Below are 19271 nucleotides of genomic sequence, written 5' to 3' on the forward strand. Positions count from 1 at the left end.
ACGTGCATATTTCGGGACAATTCCAAACGTGCCTTGACCCTGAATTAGAAACTGCGCAACCTCGCCTGAAATTGAGGAGGTGGCTCGATCGTTACGAAACGATACGGGCCGCAACGGGGAGCATCTATGTCGGACCAGATTGCGGTGTCTGCCGCCACGCCCCCCGTCGCGCGTCAGCCGCTGCTGGCGCGTATCGACTGGCTCAATGTCAGCGGCCTCGCCTTCTACCATCTTGTGGCGCTCTACGCGCTTTTGCCCTGGTTCTTCAGCTGGACCGGCGTCATCCTCTGCATCGTCGGCATCTATGTCTTCGGCACGCTCGGCATCAATCTCTGCTATCACCGCCTGCTCACCCATCGCGGCTTCATCTGCCCGAAATGGCTGGAACACGGGCTCGCGATCATCGCCGTCTGCGCCTTCCAGGACACGCCGGCGCGCTGGGTGGCGGTGCATCGCCGCCATCATGAGCATGCCGACGAGGAGCCCGACCCGCACAGCCCGATCGTGACCTTCCTCTGGGCTCATATTGGCTGGCTGCTGGTCAAATCGCCCGACATGGAGCGCATGCAGATCTACGGCCGCTACGCCAAGGACATCGTCCGCGACCCGTTCTACCGCAAGCTCGACAAGCCGCATGTCTATCTCGGCATCATCCTGGCGTCGTGGGCAGCGTTTTTCGGCGGCGGCGTCGCCGCCAGCCTGATCGCCGGGCAGACCACGGGCGAAGCGGTGCAGTTCGGCCTCAGCCTGCTGGTCTGGGGCGTGTTCCTGCGCACCGTCATCACCTGGCACATCACCTGGTCGGTCAATTCGGTCACCCATGTCTGGGGCTACCGCAACTACGAAACCACAGACGACAGCACCAACAACGTCATCGTCGGTCTGCTCAGCAACGGCGAGGGCTGGCACAACAACCACCATGCCGACCCCCGCTCGGCGCGCCACGGCCATCACTGGTGGGAGTTCGACGTCACCTACCTGTCGATCCGGCTGCTCGGACTGCTTGGACTTGCAAGCAAGATCGCCGAGCCAAGGCGGCACGACCACTAGCGCCGGGAGCGACCCGAGAGGCATCGAGGAAAACAAAATCGCCGGCAAGCTGTGCTTGCCGGCGATTTGCTTTGTAGCTTTGTGGAAGGCGGCTAGGCCTGTTTCACCAGCCTGAGCAGCACGAGCAGGATCACCGCGCCGATCGTTGCGTGGATGATGGCGGCGATGATGCCGGTGCCGAGGCTGATGCCGATGGCCGGAAACAGCCAGCCGGCGATCAGCGCGCCGACGATGCCGACGACGATGTTGCCGATCAGGCCGAAGCCGTAACCCTTGACCAGTTGCCCCGCGAGCCAACCGGCGACCGCACCGACGATGAGGAAGATAAGAAGGCTTTCGATACCCATAGACCTCTCCTGATTTCGCGCATCGGCCCGGACTCCGGCATGGAGTTCCTGAAAGCACGACACGCCGGTTCAAAGACGTTGCGCGTCCAGCTGGACCCGCGGCATTGCGAGATCAGGCGACGGCCGTTGTCTGATCGTCCACGGCGGCGCCCGGCGTGTTCTTCTTGATCGATTCGATCGCCTTCAGCGCCGACGCCTTGGCCGAGTAGCCTTCGGAGCTGAACATGACCTCGCCATTGGAAGCCCTGAAGCGGAAGCGAAACTCGCCGCCCTTGTCCTTGTAGACCTCGAATTTGTACATCGCATTTCCTCGTATCTGCCGGTTCGCGACTCACGCCGCTGGACGAATCGTCGCACAAGCGGGCGGCGAAAGTCCATCACAGCTGCAACTCGGCCCCAGGCAAGCTCAGGCGTCGCGGTCGGTCAGGCAGATGTGGCAACAGCCGGTGCCGTGGCCCGGCGTCCAGGTGACGTTGTCGAAACGCACGCCGGTCGCCTCGAACAGGCCGCGGTCAAATGCCCCGGCGATCCGGCACAAGGTCGCCAGCCTGTCGTCGCCAACGCCGGCCCCGACCCAGGCATCCTTGAGCGGGCAGCGCTTGACCTTGAAGGCGATGTGGTGGTCGCTGCGCTCGACGTCGGTCGGGTACATTCGCCCGCCGTCGGGGCTGACGGCAAGGAAGGCTTCGCCGATGACCCGAGCATCGTTAGGCCCGAACCGCGCGAACGCCATCTCGGCGACCTCGCGGCCGCGCTTTTCGATCGCCCGCACCAGGATGTCTTCTGCCCTGTCGTCGCCCAGTTCGGCAGCGAGCTCGTCCAGCATCAGCCGGTAGAGGTCGGCGCGGTTGCGAAAGGCAGAGTCCAGTTCGGCAGCGAGCTTTTCAGCGCGTATGGCATGTTCGGTCACGAAACGGTCTCCTTGAAAACAGGCAGCTCGGGCGTGGCCGCGACCAGCGCCCGGCCGGTGGCCGAAGCCGGGGCAGCAATCACCGTGGCAGCCTCGCCCTGCTCGACGATCCTACCGCCATCCATGATGGCAATGCGGTGGGCTATGGCGCGCACCGCTCCCAGATCGTGCGAGATGAAAAGATAAGCGACGCCCTCGTCCCTTTGCAGTTCGGCGAGCAGGCTGAGGATGTCGGCGCGCACCAGCACGTCGAGCGCCGACACCGCCTCGTCAAGCACGATCAGCGCCGGCCTAGTGGCAAGCGCGCGCGCGATCGCCACGCGCTGGCGCTGGCCGCCCGAGATTTCATGCACGCGGCGGCCGGCGAGTTCGGTAGCCAGGCCGACGCGCTCAAGCAGCGTTGCGATCGCCCTCGGCCGTTCGGCGCGACCGACAATGCCATGGATCCGCAGCGGATCGTCGATCAGGCCGGCCACGGTGGCGCGCGGATTGAATGCCGCCATCGGATCCTGGAACACCATCTGCAAATTCGCGCGTATCGCCCGGAGCGCTGCACCGCGCAGGCCAAGCAATGCCTCACCGTTGAAGCTGATCCGGCCGGCATCGGGTTCGACCAGCCGCAGCAGGATGCGCGCCACCGTCGACTTGCCCGAGCCGGAAGGACCAACCAGCGCCAACGTCTCGCCCGGCGCAATCGACAACGAGACCCCGTCAAGCGCGGCAACCTCCTGGTTGCCGCGCCGGTAGCGTTTCGACAGCCCCTCGACCTGAAGCAGCGTGCTCATGCGTGCAGCCCCAGATGTGCTGCCAGCAGGGCGCGGCTGTAGTCGGTCCTCGGCTGCGACACCAGCTCGGCCGTTGCCGCCTGCTCGACCAAACGGCCGTGGCGGAAAACGGCGACGCGGTCAGCGAGGTTGGCAGCGAGCGCGATGTCGTGGGAGACGAACAGCAGCGCCATGCCGTCCTCGGCCACCAGGGCGCTGATCAGCGCCATGATCTCGGCCTGGACGATTGTGTCGAGTGCGCTCGTTGCCTCGTCGGCGATCAGCAGCCGTGGCCGCGCCACGATCGCCGCCGCAATCGCCACACGCTGCTTCTGCCCGCCCGAGAGCTGATGCGGATAGGCCTGCGCCAGCAGCGCCGGCTCGGGCAAGCGGACCCTGTCGAGCAGTTCGACCGCGAGGCGCCGTGCTGCGCGCCAGTCCATGTCGAGATTGGCATGCGCCACCTCGGCCACCTGGTCGCCGACCGGCATGACTGGATCGAGGCTCGATGCCGGATCCTGGAACACGAAGCCGATATCGCGGCCATTGCGCGCCTTTTGGTCGAGGCCCGGCCAGGCGACCGTGCCCTGCTGGATCACCGTCTGTGGCAACAACTCGGCGACGGCCCGCGCCAGCGTGCTCTTGCCCGACCCGCTCTCGCCGATGATGGCCAGCCGTTCACCGGCTGCGAGATCGAGGTCGACGCCTTCGAGCGCCGGCGCCACAGCCCCCTTGTAGCGCACGCCCAGTCCGCGCAGTTCGAGCAGTGGCGTCATGCCTGCCCCTCCCGCGCCGCGGTACCTTCAACCACCCCCTCGCCGGCGAGGTAGACGCCGAGCACGGCCAGCACCAGGGCGATACCGGGGATGACGGACAGATAGGGCGCCGAGCGCAGCACCGCCCTGCCCTCCGCGATCATGCCGCCCCAGGTGACGCGGTTGGGGTCGCCGAGGCCGAGGAAGGACAGTGCCGCCTCGGTCAGGATCGCGGCCGCCACGATCACCGACGACAGCGCCAGCACCGGCGGCAGCGCGTTGGGCAACACCTCGCGAAAGGCAATCTCGACCGGGTGCATGCCGATGACGCGCGCCGAGGCGACATAGTCGCGCTCGCGGATCGACAGCACCTCGGCCCGGGCGATCCGCGCGGGCCCGGTCCAAGCGCTGAGTGCGATCGCCGCCACCACCACGCCAAGCGAAGGCCCGACGACGCTGACCAGCGCCAGCGACAACAAAAAACCCGGCACCGTCTGGAAGGCGTCGGTGATGCGCATCAGCACTTCGTCGACCAGCCCGCCGGCAAAACCTGCCACAGTGCCTACGACACTTCCGACGAGGATCGAGGCGGCAGCCGCGGCGAGCCCGACGGCCAGCGAGGTGCGCGCGCCATGGAACAGCCCAGCCAGCACGTCGCGGCCGAGACGGTCGGTGCCGAGCGGCAGTGTCCAATCCTGGAACGGTCTCGTGAGAGGCTGGCCGGCGATGGCCAAAGGATCGCCCGGAAACAGCACAGGCGCCAATAAGGCAATGGCGACGAGCAGGCCAAGAATGGCGAAACCGGCGACAGCCTCGGGCGAGCGGAACAGGCGGCCGAGGCTCATGCGTTGGCCTCGCTCGCGTCGACGCGCGGGTCGAGCGCGGCATAGGCGATATCGACCAGCAGGTTGATGACGATCACCAGCACGGCACTGACCAGGATGATGCCGATCAGCAGCGGCGTGTCGCGTGAGCCCACCGCCTCCTGCGCCAGTCGGCCCAGTCCCGGCACCGAAAAGACACTTTCGATGACGACGCTGCCGCCCAGCATCTGGGCCGACTGCAGGCCGAGCATGGTGACCAGCGGCAGCAACGCGTTGCGCGCGACATGGCCAAGCACGATGCGACGCCTCGGGATGCCGCGGGCGCGCGCTGCAAGCGTGAAATCCATGCGCCAGACCTCGGCCATGCCCGCCCGCATCATCCTGAGATAGAGCGCGAGATAGATCAGGCCGAGGCTCGTCACCGGCAGCACCATGTGCCAGGCGATGTCGAGCGCGCGGGCGATGCCGGTCTTGCCGGACGCGATGGTCTCCATGCCCGACAAGGGCAGCCAGCGCAGCTCGACCGAAAAGACGATCGTCAGCACCAACGCCAGCCAGAAGCCGGGCACGGCATAAAGCGCCAGTGAACCGATCGACAGCAGCCGGTCGCGGGCGCTGCCCGGCCGCGCGCCGGCAAGGATACCGAGCGCGGTTCCGAGCGCGAAAGACAATGCCGTCGCAGCCCCCATCAAAAGCAGCGTGTTCGGCAGCCGTTCGAGCACAACATCCAGCACCGGCCGGGAGAAAGCGACCGAGTGGCCGAGGTCGAGATGCAGCAGCGCCCAGAGATAGGCGGCAAGCCGCGTCATCGGCGAGGCGTCCAGCCCCCAGTTCTGACGCAAGGCCTCGATCATGCCGGCGTCGCCGCCAACCGATACGACATAGGCATCGACCGCATCGCCAGGCGCTGCCTCGAGCAGCAGGAACGAGCCGACGACCACGATCAGCAGCACCGGAATGCTGCCGACCAGCCGGCGTTTCAGCAAACGCCAGGCGCGGGTCATGCGCGTCCCATCTTCGTCAGGCGTCGAACGCGAATGGTCGCGCACAACAGGAGATATTGCGGCCCAGGCCTCTGGCCTCCCGGCCATCTCCCCTTCAGAGAGGGAGATCGGTTGTCATCGACGCCGCCGCTTTCCTTGACCGTGGCAGGCGCGCTCGAATGCGCCCGCGGCGGCCAATCTCCCCCATTGAGGGGGAGATGTCCGGCAGGCCAGAGGGAAGCAACGTAAGGCACCACAAATGCGAAGGGCATGCTCAGTAACGGATCATCATCCAGCTCAGGCGATGATGTCACGTTTCGACATAGGTGTCCGCCCAGTTCGAAACCGCCCAGCGCGGGTTGTTCGACACGTTCTTGACCGTGTCGCGCGCGACCGTGATGAAACCCCATTCGGCGACGTTGATCAGCGGCAGGTCGGCTGCCACCTTCTTCTGGAACTCCTTGTAGAGCTCGATGCGCGCCGAGGGGTCCAGCGTCTCCGCCGCCTTGTCGATCAGTCCGTCGAGCTCGTCGTTCTTGTAGCCACCCTGGTTGGAGAACGGCACGCCGTCGGGAATGCCTGACTGCACCAGGATCGTCGTCGAGATCGCCGGGTCGCCGCGGAACACCGGAGGTGCGATAGCGAGATCGAAGGCGTGGTCGGCGTAGACGGCCTTCTGGTGCGCGGCCGAGTCGTTGTTGACCAGTTCGGCATCGATGCCGACGGCGGCTAGCGCCTGGCGCAGGTAGTCGCCGAACTGCTTGGTCTCGTTGAAATAGGGTGCCGGCAGAAGCTTCAGGGCAAAACGCTTGCCGTCGTCCTTCTTCGCATAGCCCGCCTCGTCGAGCAGCGCATTGGCCTTGGCGACGTCGAAGCCATAGGTCGGCACATCGGGTGCGTAGAACTGCTTGTCGTTCTGCGGCACGATGCCGGTCGCCGGCTTGGCGTAGCCGAGGAAGATCGTTTTGACGACGAAGTCCTTGTCGATGGCATGTGCGATTGCCTGGCGCACCTTGGCGTCGGCCAGCTCCTTGCGGCGGTGGTTGATCTCGACGACCAGCTGGTAGGTCAGCGCCTCGTAGCCTTCGCTGATGACCTTGATGCCCGCCACCTTGGAGATGCGCTTGAGGTCGGCCAGCGGCACCGCAGAAAACGCCGCCAGCTGGATTTCTTCAGCCTCCAGCGCGCCGGCCGCTGCGGCACGGTCGGGCAGCACGCGGTAGATGATCTCGTCGAGCGCCGGCGCGTTGTCGCCCCAGTATTTGTCGTAACGCTCGAGCCGGTAATATTCGCCCGCCTTGTGTTCGGCGAACTTGAACGGTCCGGTGCCGACGGGCGCATTGTTGGCCGGGTTGGCGGCAATGTCGGAGCCCTCGTAGACGTGCTTGGGCACAACCGAAGTCAGCGCCGGCAGCGCGTTCTTGATCAGCTGCAGCGGCGTCGGCTTGGAGAACTTGAAGACGGCAGTGTTCGCGTCCGGTGTCTCCACCGCCTCGAGGTTCTTGAACACGACGCGACCGAGGTTCTGCAGCGGCTTCCAGACGTTGAGCGCAGAAAACGCCACGTCGGCGGAGCTGAACGGCTTGCCGTCGTGCCAGGTCACGCCCTCGCGCAGCTTGAAGGTGACGGAAAGCCCGTCGGCCGAGCCTTCCCAGCTCGTCGCCAGCCGCGGCGCCAGCCCGTCTTCGCCGTCGAAGGAAGCTTCGGCCAGCGGCTCGACAACCTTGCTCGCTACGAAGAACACGCCGTTGGAAGCGACAATCGCCGGGTTCAGATTGCGCGGCTCGGAATCGGCAGCGACGACAAGGCGCCCGCCCTTCTTCGCCTGCGTCCAGCCGATCGACGGCAGCGCCGTCGAGGCCAGCAGGAACGCCGACCCCGCCAGAACCTTGCGCCTCGAAATCTCTATTCCCGCCATGTCAGCCTCCATGCCCCCGGCACGGCGACATCGCCGGCCCTGGTGCATGACGCCGAAAATCGGAATCGATTTTCGGAAAGGATCATGCACCGATCCAAAATTCACAGCGTCCGTTGCGCGTCCAAAAAGTCGCGCGGCGCTGTAGTGATGGCCTGGATTATGATCCGGGAAAGCCGATTTGCGAGAGACGAAATTGGCGTTTTAACCCGCTGGCCCAAAACATTGTGCTACGTGAGCAGCCCGTTGGCACGCGAATGCTTCCGAAAATGCGTCGGCCCGGAAACCGTCTGCGATTTCCGGGCCGAAGCAGCGATCAGTCAGTCGACTTCAGGTCGCCGTTCAGGCGGCCTTCTTCTTGGCCAGGCGGGCGCGGATGCTGTCGACGTCGGCGCGCGGCGTCGCGGCAAAAAGCGTCTTGGTATAGCTGTGCTTGGGGTCGGCGAAGACCTCGTCGCGGCTGCCATATTCAACCGCCTCGCCGAAATACATCACCATCACCTCATCGGCGATATAGCGCACCACCGAGAGGTCGTGGCTGATGAAGACGTAGGTCAGCTGGAACTCGTCCTGCAGGTCGGCGAGCAGGTTCAGCACCTGTGCCTGCACCGACAGATCGAGCGCCGAAACCGGCTCGTCCAGCACCAGAAGCTTCGGGTTCAGCATCAGCGCACGGGCGATCGCGACGCGCTGGCGCTGACCGCCGGAGAACATGTGCGGGTAGCGGTTGTAGTGCTTCTCTTCGAGACCGACCTTCTTCAGCAGCGTCATCGCCCGGTCGCGGCGTTCGTCGGCCGGCGTCTTGGTGTTGATGACCAGCGGCTCGGTCAGGATGTCGCCGATCTTCTGGCGCGGGTTGAGCGAGCCATAGGGGTTCTGGAACACGATCTGCACCTTGCGGCGCATCTCGGGCGTCAGGTCGCCCTTGGCGATGTCGACCTTGTTGCCTTCGATCAGCAGATCGCCCGACGTCGCCGGGTCGATCAGCGTCAGAATGCGGCCCAGCGTGGACTTTCCGCAGCCGCTTTCGCCGACGATCGCCAGCGTCTTGCCCTTCTCGACCTGGAAGCTCACGCCCTTGACGGCGTGAACGGTCTTGGCCTTCTTCAGGAAGCTGCCGGGCACATGGTAGTCGCGCACGATGTTGCGCGCTTCGAGAATGACGCTCATCGTGCAGCCCCTTCCACCTGGTCGTCGACGAACAGTTCCGAGATCGTCGGCAGCCGGTCGCCGGTCGCATTGTCGGGCAGTGCCGCCAGCAGCGCGCGCGTGTAGTTGCTCTTGGGGTTTTCGAACAGCGTCAGCACGTCGGCTTCTTCCATCTTGCGGCCCTTGTACTGCACGACCACGCGGTCGGCGGTCTCGGCCACGACACCCATGTTGTGGGTGATCATGATCAGCCCCATGCCATGGTCGGCCTGCAGCTTCATCAGCAGGTCGAGGATCTGCTTCTGGATCGTCACGTCGAGTGCTGTCGTCGGCTCGTCGGCGATGAGCAGCTTCGGGTTGCAAGCAATCGCAATGGCGATCATCACGCGCTGGCACTGGCCGCCCGACATCTGGTGCGGGTAGGAACCGAGACGCTCGGCCGGATCGGCAATGCCGACGGCCTGGAACAGCTCGATCGCGCGCTTGCGGCGCGCCGCCTTGTCGAGGCCCATGTGCACACGCAGCACTTCTTCGATCTGGAAGCCGACGGTGAAGCACGGGTTGAGGCTCGCCACCGGCTCCTGGAAGATCATGGCAATGTCCTTGCCGATGATCTTGCGCCGCTCACTGGCGGGCATGGCGAGCAGGTCACGGCCGTTGAAAGTCAGCTTGTCGGCGGTGACTTTCGCCGTCCAGGGCAAAAGCCCCATCGCGGCCAGCATCGACACCGACTTGCCCGAACCGGACTCGCCGACGATGGCGAGAACCTCGCCTTCGTGCACCTTCATCGACACGCCGTTGACGGCGCGGAAGGGACCGGATGCCGTCTCGAACTCGACGACCAGGTTTTCGATTTCAAGAAGCGCCATGTCAGGACCTCTTCAGCTTGGGGTCGAGCGCGTCGCGCAGGCCATCGCCCATCAGGTTGATCGCCAGCACAGTGATGAGGATCGCCACGCCCGGAAGCGTCACCACCCACCACTTGCTCTGGATGAACTCGCGGGCCTCGGCCAGCATGGTGCCCCATTCCGGCGTCGGCGGCTGCGCACCCATGCCGAGAAAGCCGAGTGCGGCGGCGTCGAGAATGGCGGAAGAAAACGACAGCGTCGCCTGGACGATCAGCGGCGCCATGCAGTTCGGCAGGATGGTCTTGAACATCAGGCGGGTATGGCCCGCACCGGCCACCTTGGCGGCGACGACGTAGTCGCGGGACTTTTCGCTCATCACCGCAGCACGTGCCAGGCGCACGAAATGCGGCTGGTAGACGAGCGAAATCGCGATCATCGCATTGACCAGGCCCGGCCCGAGGATCGCCACCAGCACGAGTGCCAGCAGCAGCGACGGGAAGGCCAGGATGATGTCCATGACCCGCATGATGGCGGTGTCGACCCAGCCGCGGAAGTAGCCGGCAATGACGCCGAAGACGACGCCCACGACCAGCGACAGGGTCGTTACGATGACGCCGACGAACAGCGAGAACTGGGTACCGAAGATCAGGCGCGAAAGCATGTCGCGGCCGACAGCATCGGTGCCGAGCAGGTAGTCGGCGCGGCCGCCCTCCTGCCAGACCGGCGGAACCAGAACCGCGTCGCGGTATTGCTGGGTCGGATCATGTGGCGCGATCAGTGGTGCGAAGATCGCCAAGAGCACGAGGAAGATGAAGAACACGAGGCCGATGACGGCGCCGCGGTTTTCAGAGAAATAGTACCAGAACTCGGCCAGTCGCGCCCGGCGGGACGGGTCGGTCGAGACAGCACTGGTTGCAGCAGCTTGAGACATCGTGCCCTCCTAGTGCCGGATACGCGGGTTGATGAGGCCGTACATCAGGTCGACCGCAAGGTTCACCAGCATGATGACCGCAGCGATCATGAGCAGGCCACCCTGGATGACGGCATAGTCGCGCCGCGACACGGAATCGACCATCCACTTGCCGATACCCGGCCAGGAAAAGATCGTCTCGGTCAGGATAGCGCCGGCGAGCATCACGCCGACCTGCAGGCCGACGGTGGTGACGACCGGGATCATGGCGTTGCGCAGCGCATGGACGCCGACGACGCGGAAGGTCGACAGGCCCTTGGCGCGCGCCGTGCGGACATAATCCTCCGACAGCACTTCCAGCATCGCTGAGCGCGTCTGGCGGGCAATGACAGCGAGCGGGATGGTACCCAAAACGATGGTCGGAAGGATCAGGTGGCTGATAGCCGACTTGAACGCGCCAGCCTGGCCTGAAAGCAGCGAGTCGATCAGCATGAAGCCGGTGACGGGCGGGAAATAGAACATCAGAGAGATGCGGCCGGAGACAGGCGTCCAGCCGAGCATGCCCGATACCAGCATGATCAGCAGCAGGCCCCACCAGAAGATCGGCATCGAGAAGCCGACGAGTGCAGTGCCCATCATCGCCTGATCGGCGAAGGAACCACGCTTGATCGCAGCGATGATGCCTGCCGGAACGCCGAGCACGACGGCGAAGATGATAGCGCAGAGCGACAGCTCGACCGTCGCCGGGAACAATTCGAAGAACTGGTCGACGACAGGCCTCTTGGTGACGATCGAGGTACCGAAATCGCCACGCACCACGCCCCAGAGATAGTCGAGGTACTGGATGACGATGGGCCGGTCGAAACCGAGTTGGGCGGAGATTTCCGCGTGGCGCTCCGGCGACATGACGCGCTCGCCGGAAAGCAGGGCGACCGGATCGCCGGGCAACAGACGGATGAAGGAGAATGCGATGATTGAGACCCCGATGAATGTCGGGATCAGGACGGCGAGCCGTCCCAACAGGAACCGGAGCATGTCGAACCTTTAAGTGAATGTTCCGAGAAAAGGTAAGGGTAGCACAAAATGTGCATTGGGGCGCTTGTGATCCAAGCGCCCCAACCCAAGGTTGGCCTGTTTAGGCAACCTTACTCCGTGATGTCAACACCGTCGAAAGCGAAGTCGCCGAGCGGGCTCTGAACGAAGCCTTCAACGCCCTTGCGCATCGGAACGATCGACAGCGAGTGGTCGATGGTTGCCCAGGGAGCGTCCTTCTTGAACACGACCTGCGCCTGCTCGTAGAGCTTGGTGCGTTCGGCCACGTCGGAGGTCTCCTTGGCCTTGGTTACCAGATCGTCGAACTCCTTGTTGCACCACTGAGCGCGGTTGTTGCCGCCGACGGCATCGCAACCGAGCAGGGTGTCGAGGAAGTTGTCCGGATCGCCATTGTCGCCGGTCCAGCCGAGCATGACGGCACCGTCACGATCCTTGGCCTTCGACTTGTCGAGGTACTCGGCCCACTCGTAGGAGACGATCTCGACCGTGACGCCAACCTTGGCGAAATCGGACTGGATCAGCTCCGCCGCGCGGCGGGCATTGAGCATGTAGGGACGCGAAACCGGCATCGCCCAGACCTTCATCTTGAGGTCCTTGACGCCAGCGGCTTCAAGACCCTTCTTCGATGCCTCCGGATCGTACTTGTCGTCTTCGACGGCCTTGTTGTACGACCACATGGTCGGCGGGATCGGGTTGGTAGCCGGCGTTGCAGCACCCTGGAACACGGCGTCGACGATGGCCTGCTTGTTGATGGCCTGGTTGAGAGCCGTGCGGACCTCAGCCTTGTCGAACGGAGCCTGGGTGGTGTTGTAGGCGAGGTAGGCGACGTTCAGGCCAGCCTGCTCGACGACCTTCAGGTTCGTATCGGCCTTCATCGCAGCCACGTCGGCAGCGTTCGGGAACGGCATCAGGTGGCATTCGCCAGCCTTTAGCTTCTGGTAGCGAACCGATGCGTCAGGGGTGATCGCGAAGACGAGGTCGTCGATCTTCTGCTTGCCGCCCCAATAGTCCGGGTTGGCCTTGTAGCGGATGATGGCGTCCTGCTGGTAGGCGACGAACGAGAACGGGCCGGTGCCGAGCGGCTGCTGGTTCATCTGGTTCATCTTGCCGTCAGCCTGCAGCTTGTCGGCATATTCCTTCGACACGATCGAAGCGAACGGCATCGCGATGTTGGCGAGGAACGGTGCTTCCTTGCGGGTCAGAGTGATCTTGACGGTCAGGTCATCGACCTTCTCGACCGACTTGATCACTTCCGGGAAGCCCATGCCGGCAGCGTATTCCCACGAAGCGCCGGTCACGTACTTGTTCCACGGATTGTCAGCCTTCAGCTGGCGCTCGAACGAGAACACAACGTCGTCGGCGTTGAAGTCACGGCTCGGCGTGAAGAACTCGGTGGTCTGGTACTTGACGCCCGCACGCAGCTTGAAGGTGTACTCCAGGCCGTCATCGGAAACCGTGTAGCTCTCGGCCAGGCCCGGCTCGGTCTCGGTGGTGCCCTTCTTGAATTCAAGCAGGCGGTTGTAGACGGTGTGCGCGGCGGCGTCGAAGGTCGTTCCGGCGGTGTAGAGGCCCGGATCAAAGCCTTCCGGCGAACCTTCCGAGCAGTAGACGAACGTCTTTGCGCTCGCCGCACCGCTGAGGACGGTTGCAGCCAGCAACGCGGCCGCAAAGGTCGTTTTTTTCAACATTGAACACTCCCTATGATTTTTCCCAAGCCCTACCCGTCAGGCTCGCAGGCGCGCATATAAGCACCGTTTACCCAGCTTTGGAACTCCCCGCCTACCTGCCCTTTGGTAAGCAGAATAATTTACCCACAGATGACTTCGAAATAGTCGAAAAGTAGCGTTTTCCATTGCCTGGCTGGGCATTTGCACTTCGCGTTAGATTCCGCCGCGCCAAGTTATATCATCGCTGGGGATGGCAATTCGGGGGCTGTTGCCAGCGCCGACCTATATAACTGCGAATCCTAAAATTCGGCCTGCGAGGTGACGTTGGGTGATACTTGCCGTTAACGTCATGTGGCAATACAAACAACTACAACATGCCCCGACGCGGCACTGTTCTTGCGGCGCTGCGACGTGGACGAGGGCGAAAGCCGGCGGACTATCAACGCCGGAAACAAGAACAACCAGGGAGGCTGCATTGGCTAAAACTACCGGCAAGGCAAGCACGGCAAAGACCGCAACCACAAAGGCGGCGCCCAAGCCAGCCAGCACGACCAAACCCGAAACCAAACCCGCCGCCAAGGCCGCCGCGCCGAAGCCGGCACCTGGCAAGGCAGCGACGGCCAAGGCAGCGCCAGCCAAGACTGCGGCTCCGAAAGCCGCCCCTGCCAAGACAACAGTTGCATCGCCGGCAAAGGTTTCTGCGGCGCCGAAGCCCAAGGCCCAATCAGCCAAGCCCGCAGCCAAGGCGCCAGCACCAAAGGCCGCGGCAAAGCCTGCCGCAGCAACTGCCAAGGCCGCACCGGCCCCGACCAAGTCCACAGCACCCAAGTCGGCAGCTCCCCAGCCCGCCGCTTCAAAGCCGGCGGCCAAGACCGGGGCCGTCAAGGCAGCAACAACGAAGCCGGCTCCCAAGTCCGCTCCAGCCAAGTCAAAGGCCGCTGCCGCCGCCAAGACTGCCGAGATGCCCGCAGCCAAGGCAAAGCCTGCCGCCGCAAAGCCCGCCCCGGCGGCAAAGGCTGCACCTGCGGCCAAGGCCGCAGCACCTGCCAAGGCAGCTGCAAGGTCCACCGACAAGCCGTGGCTAAAGAGTTACCCGGCCAACGTTCCGGCCGAAATGCCGCCGCTCGCCCACAGCTCGATCGGCGACCTGCTCACCGAAGCCTGCCGCCAGTATGCCGGTCGCCCCGCTTTCTCGTGCATGGGCAAGTCGATGAGCTATGGCGAGCTCGAGCGCATGTCGACGGCATTCGCCGCATGGCTGCAGTCCAAGGGCCTCGCCAAGGGCGCGCGTGTCGCCATCATGATGCCCAACGTGCTGCAGTATCCGGTCGCCATGATGGCGATCCTGCGCGCCGGCTACACCGTGGTAAACGTAAACCCGCTCTACACGCCGCGCGAACTCGAGCACCAGCTCAAGGATTCGGGCGCCGAGGCCATCATCATCCTCGAAAACTTCGCCACCACGCTGCAGGCGGTCGTTGCCAAGACCCACGTCAAGCATGTCGTCGTCGCCTCGATGGGCGAGATGCTCGGGCTCAAGGGCCTGCTGGTCAATCTTGTCGTGCGCAAGGTCAAGAAGCTGGTGCCGGCCTGGTCGCTTCCCGGCCACGTCAAGTTCATGGCGGCGCTCAAGGAAGGTGCTGGCCTGAGCTTCAAGCCGGCCACCGTCGCGGCTTCCGACATCGCCTTCCTGCAATATACCGGCGGCACCACAGGCGTCTCCAAGGGCGCGATGTTGATCCACTCCAACGTGCTCGCCAATGTCGCCCAGTTGGCGCTGTGGGTCGAGGACGCCTACACGGTCAGGCCGAAGCCGCCCCACCTTACCTTCGTCTGCGCGCTGCCGCTCTACCATATCTTCGCGCTCACGGTGAACGCGCTGATGGGCATGCAGCAGGGCGCGCTCAACGTGCTGATCCCCAACCCGCGCGACATTCCCGGCTTCGTCAAGGAACTGGGCAAGTTCCAGTTCAACATCTTCCCCGGCCTCAACACGCTGTTCAACGCACTGACCAACAACGAGGACTTCCGCAAGCTCGACTTCTCGGGCCTGATCCTGTCGCTCGGCGGCGGCATGGCGGTGCAGCGGCCGGTGGCCGAGCGCTGGAAGAAGGCGACGGGCAACCACATCACCGAAGGCTACGGCCTGTCGGAAACCTCGCCGGTGGCGACCGCCAACAAGTGCTCGTCGCCCGATTTCACCGGCACCATCGGTCTGCCGCTGCCCTCGACCGAGATCGCCATCCGCGACGAGAACGACAACGACATGCCGCTCGGCGAAGTCGGCGAGATCTGCATCAAGGGACCACAGGTAATGGCCGGCTACTGGAACCGCGCCGACGAAACCGCCAAGGTGATGACCTCGGACGGCTTCTTCAAGTCCGGCGACATGGGCTTCATGGACGAGCGCGGCTTCACCAAGATCGTCGACCGCAAGAAGGACATGATCCTGGTCTCGGGCTTCAACGTCTATCCCAACGAGCTCGAGGACGTCGTCGCCCAGCATCCCGGCGTGCTCGAAGTCGCAGCTATCGGCGTACCGGACGAGCATTCGGGCGAAGTGCCCAAGCTGTTCGTCGTGCGCAAGGATCCCGACCTCACCGTCGAGACTTTGATCGCCTACTGCCGCGAAAACCTGACCGGCTACAAGCGGCCGAAATACATCGAGTTCCGCAACGAACTGCCGAAGACCAATGTCGGCAAGATCCTCAGGCGCGAACTCAGGGGCTAAGCCCCCGCTCCATCCGGACAAAGCGGCCACCGTGGACACTCCGCGGTGGCCCTTTTGTTATTTGGGCAGCCGATGCCTGTTGGCCGCCCGAGATCCGGGACAGTGTCTGGGACTGGCGCCCGCGTCAGTTGGCCGGAAGAGACTTCACGAAGTCTGGAGATCTGGCTGGTGCCATGCAAGCTCACCACCGGAACATGAGCGCCGTTCGCGAGGCGGGCACGTTCGATGTCCGGCCGCTTTTCACGATCGAACGACCAGACATCTGAGAAACGCTAAAAACTCCGCGTCGAGCTTTTCAGTGCAGCTGTCGGGCAGATCGGGCCGTGGCCTGTTCAACAGATTGCGCAGAGCAACGCGCGTCACACATCGCAGCCGCGATGTGTCGAGCCAGATGACGAGATCGGCGCGAGGCAGCCTGAGGTCGAATGTCTGGCGATAATAGTTTCCCTCGCAAATCCAGCCATCGCCCGCGATCGCCTGGCGAACCCGGCCACGAAAGGCGTCGGGGTCCGGCTTGGACCAGTTCGGTCCCTAGAACAGCCGGTCCAGATGCACGACCGGCAACGCCAGCCGCGTGCCCAGTTGGCGCGCCGGTGTCGACTTGCCGCTGCCGGCATTTCCCAGGATCACAATCCGCCGCATCGGCGGACGATTAGCAGTTGCCTCGACGCAAGCACAAGCCGACGCGCCTGACCTCGAAGCTCAAGGCGTAGTCAGGCGGTCAGCTTCGCGACAAGATCGGCATAACAATCAAAGGCCAGATCGGGGCCTTGGGCGCGCAATGCGGCAGCCGTGTTGTAGCCGAAGGTCACCGCTCCCGCGGCGATGCCCGCACCGCGCGCCGCTTCGATGTCACGAACCTCGTCTCCGATGGCGATGGTGCGTCGCTTGTCGGCCCCCAGGCGCTTGATGACGGCCTTGAACTTGGCGCTCTTGCCCCACAGCGACGCGCCACATTGGAAGTGGCTTACGTGGGCCGCAGCCGCCCCAAGCGTGCCGCGGATGGTGTGTTCGCTGTTGGAACTGACGATGGCAATAGTGATGTCGCGTGCGGCCAGGCTGGCGAGCATCGGTTCGACCCCGGGGAAAAGCGCCACCGCATCACGGCTTTCCGCGCTCAGCTTGCGCATGTGCATCGCGATTGCCGGCATCTTCCACTTGGGAATCCCGAGGCTGGCAATGATCTCGCGGGTTCCCAGCGCGCGCATTTGCTCGATCTCGTTATCGGCAACCTCGCGAAAGCCAAACTGCCGCGCGGTTTGATTGAGCACCGAGCAGAACCACGGAAAGCTGTCGGCCAGCGTGCCGTCATAGTCGAATATCGCAAGCGAGAAAGAAGACATCAGGGCGCCACCAGTGTGCCCCGTCACTGCCTCAGTGCGGTTTCAGCGTCAATGCCGGCTGCGGCATGGCAATCAGGCCAGCATGCGCGCCTCGTCGCGGCGCAAGGTCAAAACCTCGACACCGCTCGCCGTGACGGCGACCGTATGTTCGAACTGCGCCGAGAGTTTCCGGTCGTTGGTCACGACAGTCCATCCGTCGCTTGCGGTCGAGACCTTGCGGGTGCCCTGGTTGACCATCGGCTCGATGGTGAAAACCATGCCCTCGCGCAGCATCATGCCCGTTCCCGGCTTGCCGAAATTGAGCACCTGCGGCTCTTCGTGCATCTCGCGGCCGATGCCGTGGCCGCAATAGTCCCGCACCACCGAATAGCCGTTTTTCTTGGCATGCCGCTCGATGGCAAAGCCGATGTCGCCGAGATGCGCTCCCGGCCGGACCTGCCTGATGCCTTTCCACATCGCCTCTTGGGCGACCCGCACCAGCCGCGTCGCGGCAGGCGGGGCGCTGCCGACCAGATAGGTCTTGCTCGAATCGGCGATGTAGCCGCCCTTTTCGAGCGTGATGTCGAAATTGACGATGTCGCCGTCCCGGATGATCTCCTGCCCATCGGGCACGCCGTGGCAGACGACATGATTGATCGAGCAGTTCAGTACGTAGTTGAAGCCATATTGCCCCTTGCTGGCCGGGCGGGCGGCAAGCTCGACCGTGATGAAGCGCTCGACAAGATCGTTGACCTGCAGTGTCGACAGTCCGGCGAGCTCCTGCCCGTCGAGCATCTCGAAGACGGATGCCAGCATCCTGCCTGCGACGCGCATCAGCGCCATTTCATCCGCTGTCTTGACCATGTCAGGCGACCGCCAGATCCTGGACATGCACCTGCGCCGCCGCAAACTGCATCTTGACGATCTCGTTGAACGAAAAGGTCGGATTGGCTTCCGCCAGCATGCCGACCTTCATCCAGAACTCGGCCTGCGCATTGATCGACCGGCACATCACCGTGCTGGCCCGCCTGATTTCCTCATGCAGGTCCTCGTCGATCTTCACGATACCCATGAACGTCTCCTATTTACGAATATACGTATCATATATGTTTCGTATACTCACAGGTCAACCGGATGCGGTAGATACCTGGCCTCCTGGAGGCTGGATGGACCGTCGTTTGGCCGCGCATTGCCTCGATCTATCTTGACCCTATTGAACAACATTTCGCGCATGGTAATACGCCTGCATGGAAACAGTTGAGCCTGAAAAGTCCAAAGCATCTGTTCGCAAGCGCGCTGAAGCGATCAAGTCGTTTCGCTGCAAGAACCTAATCGCAGTTATCGAAGACCCGACTGACATCAAGAACATCGGAACAGTCATCCGAAACGCCAATGCACTCGGCGTGGAGAAGTCTACATCGTCGATCCCCGCAAGGCCCTTCCCGATGACTGGCAGGAAATGCGAGAGCAGAAGTCGCTTTCGAAGATATCGGTGTCTGCGGTCAAATGGACATTCGTGAAACGCTTCGACAGCACCGAGGCGTGCCTCGATCATCTGGAAAAGAACGGCTGTGTCTCTGTCGTCACCTCACCGCATGTAAAGGGTAAGACCAACGTTTACCTGCATGAAGGCGACTACACACAGCACACGAAACTCGCGGTCTGGTTCGGCAACGAGGCGCGTGGCATCAGTCCGCTCGCGGTCGAGCGCAGCGATATGTGCGTGGCCGTCCCGATGTTCGGCATGATCGAGAGCCTCAACCTCGGCACATGCTCAGGTATCGTTCTCTACGAAGTCGCCAAGCAGCGGCGAGCGTATCAGAGCACGTATCGCCGCAGCAGGAACAAGGGGAAACGCGCCGAGCCTTTGCCCACCATCATGGCTCGCGAAGACGCTGACGCTGGCTTCCAGGCAGTCTGATCGCGTCTACGACGGACGTCTCACGGGCGAAAGCAGGTTCTGGCGAAAAATGCCAAAGCGTGGACTGCGAACAAAATGTTCTGCAGCCTTCATCCCAATCTTTCGCATCCCACCAGCCGAAC

General features: G+C 63.5%; 19 protein-coding genes. 3 read left to right on the plus strand and 16 right to left on the minus strand.

What is annotated here, in order from left to right; all coding sequences use genetic code 11:
• Window positions 1–126 precede the first annotated feature (126 nt).
• Window positions 127–1050 (plus strand): acyl-CoA desaturase, encoded by a 924-nt coding sequence (locus tag IHE39_RS14715; protein WP_192566994.1) that lies wholly within the window; start codon window positions 127–129, stop codon window positions 1048–1050.
• Window positions 1051–1142: 92 nt separating this feature from the next.
• On the opposite strand, the gene IHE39_RS14720 is transcribed toward IHE39_RS14715, so the two are convergent.
• The 13 genes from IHE39_RS14720 to IHE39_RS14780 form a co-directional block, all read right to left on the minus strand.
• Window positions 1143–1397, minus strand: a complete 255-nt coding sequence (locus IHE39_RS14720; protein ID WP_184771936.1) for a GlsB/YeaQ/YmgE family stress response membrane protein — start codon at window positions 1395–1397, stop codon at window positions 1143–1145.
• Window positions 1398–1509: 112 nt separating this feature from the next.
• The gene (locus IHE39_RS14725; RefSeq protein WP_184771938.1) at window positions 1510–1698 is read right to left on the minus strand and encodes a YegP family protein; all 189 of its coding nucleotides are present in this window, start codon (window positions 1696–1698) and stop codon (window positions 1510–1512) included.
• Between the two features lie 105 nt (window positions 1699–1803).
• The gene (locus IHE39_RS14730) at window positions 1804–2307 is read right to left on the minus strand and encodes an L-2-amino-thiazoline-4-carboxylic acid hydrolase (protein WP_192566995.1); all 504 of its coding nucleotides are present in this window, start codon (window positions 2305–2307) and stop codon (window positions 1804–1806) included.
• Window positions 2304–3092 (minus strand): ATP-binding cassette domain-containing protein, encoded by a 789-nt coding sequence (locus IHE39_RS14735; RefSeq protein WP_192566996.1) that lies wholly within the window; start codon window positions 3090–3092, stop codon window positions 2304–2306. The genes IHE39_RS14730 and IHE39_RS14735 overlap by 4 nt, the downstream gene beginning before the upstream one ends.
• The gene (locus IHE39_RS14740; protein ID WP_192566997.1) at window positions 3089–3847 is read right to left on the minus strand and encodes an ABC transporter ATP-binding protein; all 759 of its coding nucleotides are present in this window, start codon (window positions 3845–3847) and stop codon (window positions 3089–3091) included. Before IHE39_RS14740 ends, IHE39_RS14735 begins: the two co-directional genes overlap by 4 nt.
• Window positions 3844–4671, minus strand: coding sequence for an ABC transporter permease (locus tag IHE39_RS14745; protein ID WP_192566998.1), 828 nt, complete (start codon window positions 4669–4671; stop codon window positions 3844–3846). Before IHE39_RS14745 ends, IHE39_RS14740 begins: the two co-directional genes overlap by 4 nt.
• The gene (locus IHE39_RS14750) at window positions 4668–5654 is read right to left on the minus strand and encodes an ABC transporter permease (protein WP_192566999.1); all 987 of its coding nucleotides are present in this window, start codon (window positions 5652–5654) and stop codon (window positions 4668–4670) included. The genes IHE39_RS14745 and IHE39_RS14750 overlap by 4 nt, the downstream gene beginning before the upstream one ends.
• Before the next feature lie 289 nt (window positions 5655–5943).
• Window positions 5944–7551, minus strand: coding sequence for an ABC transporter substrate-binding protein (locus IHE39_RS14755; protein WP_192567000.1), 1608 nt, complete (start codon window positions 7549–7551; stop codon window positions 5944–5946).
• Between the two features lie 339 nt (window positions 7552–7890).
• Window positions 7891–8718, minus strand: coding sequence for an ABC transporter ATP-binding protein (locus IHE39_RS14760; protein WP_184771952.1), 828 nt, complete (start codon window positions 8716–8718; stop codon window positions 7891–7893).
• On the minus strand, window positions 8715–9566 hold the full coding sequence (locus tag IHE39_RS14765; protein WP_184771954.1) for an ABC transporter ATP-binding protein: 852 nt from the start codon (window positions 9564–9566) through the stop codon (window positions 8715–8717). The genes IHE39_RS14760 and IHE39_RS14765 overlap by 4 nt, the downstream gene beginning before the upstream one ends.
• 1 nt (window position 9567) lies before the next feature.
• The gene (locus IHE39_RS14770; protein WP_192567001.1) at window positions 9568–10476 is read right to left on the minus strand and encodes an ABC transporter permease subunit; all 909 of its coding nucleotides are present in this window, start codon (window positions 10474–10476) and stop codon (window positions 9568–9570) included.
• A gap of 9 nt (window positions 10477–10485) precedes the next feature.
• Window positions 10486–11490 (minus strand): ABC transporter permease subunit, encoded by a 1005-nt coding sequence (locus IHE39_RS14775; protein WP_192567002.1) that lies wholly within the window; start codon window positions 11488–11490, stop codon window positions 10486–10488.
• Between the two features lie 110 nt (window positions 11491–11600).
• The gene (locus tag IHE39_RS14780) at window positions 11601–13196 is read right to left on the minus strand and encodes an ABC transporter substrate-binding protein (RefSeq protein ID WP_192567003.1); all 1596 of its coding nucleotides are present in this window, start codon (window positions 13194–13196) and stop codon (window positions 11601–11603) included.
• Between the two features lie 454 nt (window positions 13197–13650).
• On the opposite strand from IHE39_RS14780, the gene IHE39_RS14785 reads away from it, so the two are divergent.
• Window positions 13651–15906: a long-chain fatty acid--CoA ligase gene (locus tag IHE39_RS14785; protein WP_192567004.1), complete on the plus strand. Its 2256-nt coding sequence runs from the start codon at window positions 13651–13653 to the stop codon at window positions 15904–15906.
• A 713-nt stretch (window positions 15907–16619) separates the two neighbouring features.
• Here the strand turns inward: IHE39_RS14785 and IHE39_RS14790 are convergent.
• From IHE39_RS14790 to IHE39_RS14800, 3 genes are all read right to left on the minus strand, one after another.
• Complete coding sequence (locus IHE39_RS14790) at window positions 16620–17249, minus strand: HAD hydrolase-like protein (RefSeq protein ID WP_192567005.1); 630 nt, start codon at window positions 17247–17249, stop codon at window positions 16620–16622.
• 72 nt (window positions 17250–17321) lie between these two features.
• The gene (gene map, locus IHE39_RS14795) at window positions 17322–18092 is read right to left on the minus strand and encodes a type I methionyl aminopeptidase (RefSeq protein WP_192567006.1); all 771 of its coding nucleotides are present in this window, start codon (window positions 18090–18092) and stop codon (window positions 17322–17324) included.
• A gap of 1 nt (window position 18093) precedes the next feature.
• Window positions 18094–18300 carry a ParD-like family protein gene (locus IHE39_RS14800; RefSeq protein ID WP_192567007.1) on the minus strand — a complete coding sequence of 69 codons (207 nt, stop codon included), beginning with the start codon at window positions 18298–18300 and terminating at the stop codon, window positions 18094–18096.
• Window positions 18301–18687: 387 nt separating this feature from the next.
• Between IHE39_RS14800 and IHE39_RS30430 the strand changes: the two genes are divergently transcribed.
• Window positions 18688–19149, plus strand: coding sequence for a TrmH family RNA methyltransferase (locus tag IHE39_RS30430; protein WP_246485494.1), 462 nt, complete (start codon window positions 18688–18690; stop codon window positions 19147–19149).
• The last annotated feature ends 122 nt before the right edge of the window (window positions 19150–19271 follow it).

The organism is Aminobacter carboxidus (genome assembly GCF_014863355.1).
Taxonomy (GTDB): domain Bacteria; phylum Pseudomonadota; class Alphaproteobacteria; order Rhizobiales; family Rhizobiaceae; genus Aminobacter; species Aminobacter carboxidus.